The sequence below is a fragment of the Tabrizicola sp. genome (assembly GCF_016792905.1).
GTDB lineage: Bacteria > Pseudomonadota > Alphaproteobacteria > Rhodobacterales > Rhodobacteraceae > Tabrizicola.
In genome coordinates this window covers 1-6,956 of sequence record NZ_JAEULP010000005.1, presented here as the reverse complement: position 1 = coordinate 6,956, position 6,956 = coordinate 1, and the positions used below count along the sequence as shown (strand labels likewise).

General features: G+C 67.5%; 7 protein-coding genes and 1 pseudogene. 6 read left to right on the top strand and 2 right to left on the bottom strand.

All coding sequences use genetic code 11. The features are described 5' to 3' along the window. A pseudogene (locus tag JNL31_RS00940) lies at positions 1–141 on the top strand (MFS transporter); the annotation flags it as partial. Here the strand turns inward: JNL31_RS00940 and JNL31_RS00935 are convergent. Then, positions 138–1,211, bottom strand: a complete 1,074-nt coding sequence (locus JNL31_RS00935) for a DUF4424 family protein (protein WP_294968660.1) — start codon at positions 1,209–1,211, stop codon at positions 138–140. The pseudogene JNL31_RS00940 and the gene JNL31_RS00935 overlap by 4 nt on opposite strands. Positions 1,212–1,372: 161 nt before the next feature. Here JNL31_RS00935 and JNL31_RS00930 point away from each other — a divergent pair, with 161 nt between their 5' ends. Both JNL31_RS00930 and JNL31_RS00925 read left to right on the top strand, forming a co-directional pair. Beyond that, positions 1,373–2,542, top strand: coding sequence for an MFS transporter (locus tag JNL31_RS00930; protein WP_294968657.1), 1,170 nt, complete (start codon positions 1,373–1,375; stop codon positions 2,540–2,542). Positions 2,543–2,633: 91 nt separating this feature from the next. Beyond that, positions 2,634–3,656 (top strand): aspartate-semialdehyde dehydrogenase, encoded by a 1,023-nt coding sequence (locus tag JNL31_RS00925; protein WP_294968654.1) that lies wholly within the window; start codon positions 2,634–2,636, stop codon positions 3,654–3,656. Positions 3,657–3,773: 117 nt separating this feature from the next. Here JNL31_RS00925 and JNL31_RS00920 read toward each other — a convergent pair whose 3' ends face one another. Continuing rightward, the gene (locus JNL31_RS00920) at positions 3,774–4,235 is read right to left on the bottom strand and encodes an Lrp/AsnC family transcriptional regulator (protein ID WP_294968651.1); all 462 of its coding nucleotides are present in this window, start codon (positions 4,233–4,235) and stop codon (positions 3,774–3,776) included. A 130-nt stretch (positions 4,236–4,365) separates the two neighbouring features. On the opposite strand from JNL31_RS00920, the gene JNL31_RS00915 reads away from it, so the two are divergent. From JNL31_RS00915 to JNL31_RS00905, 3 genes are all read left to right on the top strand, one after another. Beyond that, a complete protein-coding gene (locus tag JNL31_RS00915) occupies positions 4,366–5,544 on the top strand; it encodes a thiolase family protein (protein ID WP_294968648.1) in 1,179 nt (392 codons plus the stop codon). Between the two features lies 1 nt (position 5,545). Beyond that, on the top strand, positions 5,546–6,697 hold the full coding sequence (locus JNL31_RS00910) for an acyl-CoA dehydrogenase family protein (protein ID WP_294968645.1): 1,152 nt from the start codon (positions 5,546–5,548) through the stop codon (positions 6,695–6,697). Next, positions 6,694–6,956: SDR family NAD(P)-dependent oxidoreductase (locus JNL31_RS00905; protein WP_294968642.1), on the top strand; the 263-nt coding region annotated here is incomplete at its 3' end. The genes JNL31_RS00910 and JNL31_RS00905, both read left to right, overlap by 4 nt.

Here is a 6,956-nt window from a genome sequence, read left to right as displayed (position 1 = left end):
GGCGTCTGGCTGGGCGGGCGGATGTATGACCTGAACGGCGACTACACGCTCGTCTGGTGGATCGGCGTCGGCGTGGGCGCGTTCTCGGCCATCGTCCACCTGCCGATCCGCGAGCGGACGTTGCAGGCGGTGCCGGCCTAGTCCTGCGACATCGGCTGCACGATCAGCACCTCAAGGTCGCGCTCGGGCGTGTAGTTGGTCTTTTCGATGACGAAGGTCGTCGGGCCGGTCTTCCTCACCCCCTCGGCGCAGAGCGAGATGACGTTCCTCGGGTCGCCCTTGTCCAAGGTCAGGGTGAACCTGCCGATCGGCCCGGCCCAGCTGTTCGCGGTTCGCAGGACGTAGGAGATGTTCCAGGACGTGCCATAGTCACCAAACTCTGTCCCCTGCGGATTCTTCAACGCCTTCACGATGGCCTTCGACGTGCCCGCGTCGATGCAATACATGTCCTTGAGGTAGGCCTGATACTCCTCGGGCGGGTCGGTCCAGTAGAACAGGCCCCCCGGCGGGCGGTTGGTGTAGCTGTGGCTGACCTTCACCACCTTCTCCGCGGGGAAGGTCTGCGTCCAGTGATAGCGGGTGACGATGGACCAGGCGCCCCAGACATCGGGCGGGATATCGTTGGCGGGATCGCCTTCGTAGTATTCCGCCAGGCCGAGCGCGGCGAGTTCGTTGCGCTTGTCCTCGGGAAAGGACAACAGAAGATCGCGCACCGTGGCAAAATCCAGCGTCAGCGGGATGCCCAGACGTTCGAGAGCCGCCGTCACATCGCGGCCCGGGGTATCATACTGTGCCGCGAGGGGGCGCCCCTCGACCCAGGGCTCCTCGACCACCGCGATGCGGTCGATGGTCACATCCACCGGCTGGCCGTCGACCGTGGCGGTGAAACCGACCAGATCGGGTTGGGTGAGGTCCTCGGGCAGGTTCATCATCGCCTCATAGCCGGACCAGACGGCAACGGGCGGCAGCGGGAAGATCACCTCGCCGGTCACGTCCTTGTCGGTGGTGTTGCGAAAGACATAGTCGACGGCGACGGTGTCGATGCCGATGAAGAGGTTCTCCTCCTCCATCGCCACCGCGTCGGTCTGGCCGAAGGTCAGGCCCGTGGCCGAAAGCCCGCCGAAGCCGTCATTGGCAAGGGCGGGGGCGGCGAGGAGCAGGACTGGGAAAAGGGTCAGGCGCATCGAAACCTCCACCAGGACTGCACGCATCTGACGCTTCGTGCGGCGATCCCGCAAGTCCCGCAGCGCCGCAGTTTTCGAAAACGCCGGATCGGAGCCTTTGAAGGCTCCGGCACGATTTCTTCGAAGAAATCGGCCTTGCACCCATCCGGCCCACTTGCCACAACCGCCTGACTTGGAAAGGCCCACCCATGCGCATCGGCATCGCCGCCCTGATCCTGGCCTATGTCCTCAGCCAGTTCTACCGCGCCTTCCTCGCGGTGATGGCACCCGTCCTGAAGGCCGATCTCGGCGTTTCGGCGGCCGATCTCGCCTCGGCCTCGGGCTGGTGGTTCCTGGCCTTCGCCGCGATGCAAGTGCCGATCGGGTCACTCTTGGACCGGATCGGGCCGCGCCTGACCACGGGCGCGCTGATGGCCGTGGGCGCGGTGGGCGCGCTGGTCTTTGCCAAGGCGGCCGGGGCCTTGCAGCTGAAGCTTGCCATGGCGCTGATCGGCATTGGCTGCGCCCCGGTGCTGATGGCAAGCTACTTCATCTTCGCCCGGCAGTTCTCGCCCGCCGTCTTCGGCACGCTGGCGGGGTTGACCATCGGCATCGGCTCCTTGGGCAACGTCGCCTCGGCCCTCCCCCTCTCGGCGGCGGTCGCGGCCTTTGGCTGGCGCGAGACGATGCTGGGCCTGGCCGCGATCACCGGGGCGGTGGCGCTGGTGATCCTGGTGCTGGTGCGCGACCCGCCACGGCTGGCGACGGCGCGGGACGGCTCGCTTCTCGACTTGCTACGCATCCCGGCGATCTGGCCGATCCTGGCGATGATGGTGGTCTGCTACATGCCGATTGCCGGGCTGCGGGGCCTCTGGGTCGGCCCCTATTTCGCCGATGTCCATGGCGCGGACCCGCTGGAGATCGGGCGGATCGGGCTCTGGATCGGTCTGGCCATGGTGGCGGGCAACTTTGCCTACGGGCCGATGGACCGCTGGCTTGGCACGCGGAAATGGGTGGTCTTCGGCGGCAATGCGGTGACGCTGGCCTGTCTTGTCGGCCTCTGGTGGTTCGCCGCCGCGCCGCCCGCCACGGCAACGGCTCTGCTGATCGCTGCCGGGTTCTTCGGGGCAAGCTTCCCGATGGTCATCGCGCATGGCCGGGCGTTCTTTCCGCCACACCTCATGGGCCGGGGGGTGACGCTCCTCAACCTGTTTGGCATCGCGCCCATCGGCATTGCCCAGATCGTCACCGGCCGTATCCATGCCGCGACCGACCCCGTGCCCCCCGCCGCGCCCTTCCAGGCGGTGTTCCTGTTCTTCGCCGTCACCACCGCCATCGGCCTTGCTGTCTACCTGTTGTCACAGGACCGGACGGACTGAGGCGCGCCCGTCGAATCCGCTTTTCCCCCCGGCCCTCATGCGCTAACAGCCGCCCGTTCCCGAAGGGCGGGAACGATATTGGAGAACCCCGATGGGCTACAAGGTCGTCGTCGCGGGTGCCACGGGCAACGTGGGCCGCGAAATGCTGAACATCCTCGCCGAGCGCGAGTTCCCGGTCGATGAGATCGCCGCGCTGGCGTCGCGCAAATCTCTCGGCACCGAAGTCAGCTTTGGCGACAAGACTATCAAGACCAAGGACCTGGACACGTTCGATTTCACCGGCTGGGACATCGCGCTCTTCGCCGTGGGATCGGAGGCAACGAAGGTCTACGCCCCCAAGGCCGCGGCGGCGGGCTGCGTCGTCATCGACAACTCGTCCCTCTACCGCTACGACCCGGAGATCCCGCTGATCGTGCCGGAAGTGAACGCCGAGGCGATCCATGGGGTAGCCAAGCGCAACATCATCGCCAACCCGAACTGCTCGACCGCGCAGATGGTGGTGGCGCTGAAGCCGCTGCATGACCGGGCCAAGATCACCCGTGTTGTCGTGTCGACCTACCAGTCCGTCTCGGGCGCCGGGAAGGAAGGGATGGACGAGCTCTGGAACCAGACCAAGGCCGTCTACAACCCGACCGACGACGTGCCGCCGAAGAAGTTCTCCAAGCAGATCGCCTTCAACGTGATCCCGCATATCGACGTCTTCCTCGACTCGGGCGAGACCAAGGAAGAATGGAAGATGGTGGCCGAGACGAAGAAGATCCTCGACCCGAAGATCAAGGTCACCGCGACCTGCGTCCGGGTGCCGGTCTTCGTCGGCCATTCCGAGGCGATCAACATCGAGACCGAGGAATTCCTCGACTGGCAGGAAGCCCAGGACATCCTGCGCGAGGCGCCGGGGGTGATGTTGGTCGACAAGCGCGAGCCCGGCGGCTACATCACGCCGATCGAATGCGTGGGCGAGTTCGCGACCTATGTTTCCCGTGTGCGGCAGGATTCGACCATCGAGAACGGGCTGAACCTCTGGTGCGTCAGCGACAACCTGCGCAAGGGTGCAGCACTGAACGCGGTACAGATCGCGGAACTCCTGGGCTCGAAGGTGCTGAAGAAGGGCTAACTCGGCCCCGCCACCTGGTGGACCCGGGTCACGCGCATCGCCGCCCTGGCGGAGGATTCCGACGGCCGCAAGATGACTGCTGGCGCCTGTGGCGCCGGCAGAACTGCCCGACGACAGCTAGATCGGCAGCGCCGGGGCATCCTTGACCACTTCGAGGATGACCGAACTTTGCATTTCGCGGACGCCCGGCAGGCTGACCAGCCGGTTCTGCAGCAGGGTCTGATAGTGGGTGATGTCGCGGACGATGATCCGCAGGTAGAAGTCGAAGTCGCCCAGGACCAGCAAGGCGATCTGGATTTCCGGGATGGCACGGACAGCGGCCTTGAACGCCTCAAGCAGCTCGCGGTCGTGGCCTTGCAGCTTGATCCGAACGATGACCAGCGTATCGAAACCAAGCGCCTTGGCGTCGAGGACCACCTGGCGACCCAGAATGACGCCTGCCTCCTGCAGCCGCGCGATGCGGCGCGAACAGGGCGATTGCGACAGCCCGGCGCGGCTCGCCACTTCGGTGACGCTGAGCCCGCCGTCGGATTGCAGGGCGCGCAGGATTCGCAGATCGGTTTCATCGAAGTTGAGCATGGATCACGCTTGAAATGGAGTTTTCCTGGCTAGGACATGCGCAGTCCTAGCTGCTTTGAGGCTCCTTCGGCAAGCGCATGCCGTCTTTTGGTGCTAGACTTCTGCAGGACCACTGCACGGAGGCACGAAGATGCGCTCGATTGCCATACTGGCAGCCCGGCGGACGCCAATGGGCGGCTTCCTCGGCACGCTGGCCGATGTTCCTGCGCCCAGGCTCGCCGCGACGGCAATCACCGCCGCTGTCGCGGATGCCGGAGTGGCGCCAGACGCGATCGACGCGGCTGTCCTTGGCATGGTCCTTACCGCAGGCGTCGGGCAGGCGCCTGCCCGGCAGGCGGTGCTGGCAGCCGGGCTGCCGGACGCAATTCCCTGCACCACCGTCGGCAAGGTCTGCGGGTCGGGGATGCAGGCCATCCTCGACGCGGCTGCGCGCATTCGGCTGGGCGAAGCGTCGGTGATGCTTGCGGGCGGGATGGAGAGCATGTCGCGGGCGCCGCACCTCATGGCCCAGGTCCGGCGCGGGCAGCGGATGGGCGACACCGGCGCCGTCGACCACATGGTCCGGGACGGGCTGGAGGACGCCTATGAGCCTGGCGCGCCGATGGGCCGCTTCGCGGAGCTTTGCGCCGGTCGTTACGGATTTTCGCGGCAGGCACAGGACGCCTGGGCGCTGCGCTCGCTGGAACGGGCGCTTGCGGCGCAGGCAAGCGGGGCCTTTTCCAACGAGATTGCGCCGGTCAGGGTGGATGGCCGCAAGGGCCCGGTGACTGTCGCCGAGGATGAACAGCCGCGGCTTGCGCGGCCGGAAAGGATCCCGTTGCTGAAGCCCGCGTTCCGGCCGGACGGCACGGTGACGGCGGCAAGTTCCGCGTCGATCTCGGACGGGGCTTCGGCGCTGGTGCTGGCCTCGGCCGAGGCGGTACGGGCGCAGGGGCTGGCGCCGCGGGCCTGGATCGTGGGGGCGGCGGGCCATGCGCAGGAACCGGCTTGGTTCTCGACGGCGCCCGTCGCGGCGGCGCAAAAGCTGCTGGATCGGTTGGGCTGGCAGGCGAAGGACGTCGATCTGTGGGAGGTCAACGAGGCGTTTGCCGTCGTCGCCATGGCATTTGCCGGCGATCTGGGACTCGACGAGGCCCGCGTGAACGTCAACGGCGGGGCCTGCGCGCTTGGCCATCCCATCGGCGCCTCGGGGGCCCGGATCGTGACGACGCTTCTGAACGCGATGGAGGCACGCGGGGCGCGACGCGGCATCGCGGCGATCTGCATCGGCGGCGGCGAGGCGCTGGCCCTCGCGGTGGAGCGCGACTGACATGACCGGGCTTCTGACCGAAGAACAGGCGATGATCCGCGACACCGCGCGCAGCTTTGCCGCGGGGCGGCTGGCGCCGGGGGCGACGGACCGGGCTGCGGCCGGGCGGATCGAGCCGGAGATCATCTCGGACATGGCCGCGATGGGGTTCTTCGGCATGACGGTGCCGGAGGCGCTCGGTGGCATTGGCGCGGATGCGGTGTCCTATGCGCTGGCGCTGATGGAGATTGCGGCGGGCGACGGGGCGGTGTCGACCATGATGTCGGTCCACAACGCACCCTTCTGCGCCATCCTTTCGCGCCATGCCACGCCTGTGCAGCAGGATCGCTGGCTGCGTCCGGCGGCGCGGGGCGCCTATATCGGCGCCTTCGCCCTGACCGAGCCACAGGCAGGCAGCGACACAGGCGCGCTGCGCAGCCGCGCCCGCCGCGACGGCAACGGCTACGTGCTGGATGGCGAGAAGCAGTTCATCACCTCGGCGCGCATCTGCGGAGGAATGATCGCTTTTGCCGTGACCGACCCGGCGGCGGGCAAGAAGGGCCTCAGTGCCTTCTACATCCCGGCCGGCACGCCTGGCCTGACCATCGGCGCGCCCGAGCGGAAGATGGGGCAACGCGCCTCGGACACCTGCGCGGTGCGGTTCGCAGGCTTGCGGATCGGAGAGGATCATCGCATCGGCGCGGAGGGGCAAGGGCTGTCCATTGCGCTTTCGGCGCTGGAGACCGGGCGGATCGGCATCGCGGCGCAGTCGGTCGGCATGGCGCAGGCCGCGCTGGAGGTAGCATTGGGTTATGCGCAGGACCGCGCGGCCTTTGGCAAGCCCATCGGCCAGCATCAGGCGGTGGCCTTCCGGCTGGCCGACATGGACGTGCAGGTCGAGGCGGCCCGGCAACTGGTGCTGAACGCGGCGCGGGTGAAGGACGCAGGCCAGCCCTGCCTGCGCGAGGCGTCCATTGCCAAGCTTTTCGCCAGCGAGATGGCGGAACGGGTCGTCTCTGCCGCGATCCAGACGCTTGGCGGCTACGGCTATCTTGAGGACTTCCCGCTGGAGCGCATCGCCCGCGACGTGCGGGTCTGCCAGATCTACGAGGGGACCTCGGACGTCCAGCGCATCAACATCTCGCGGGCGCTTTTCGGGGAGGGACGGCGATGAAACTGGATGCCGGAGTGTCGGCCGTCGTTACCGGCGGCGCGTCGGGTCTGGGCCGGGCGGTGGTCGAAGCGCTGGCGCGGGAGGGTGTCCGGGTCGGCATCCTTGACCGCGATGCGCAGGCCGGTCGGGCGGTTGCAACCGGGCTGGGCGGCGCCTTCGCGGCCTGCGACGTGTCGGACGCGGGATCGGTGTCGGAGGCGCTGGGGTCGTTGCGCGGGGCGAACGGGCAGGAACGGATCTGCGTCAACTGCGCGGGCAT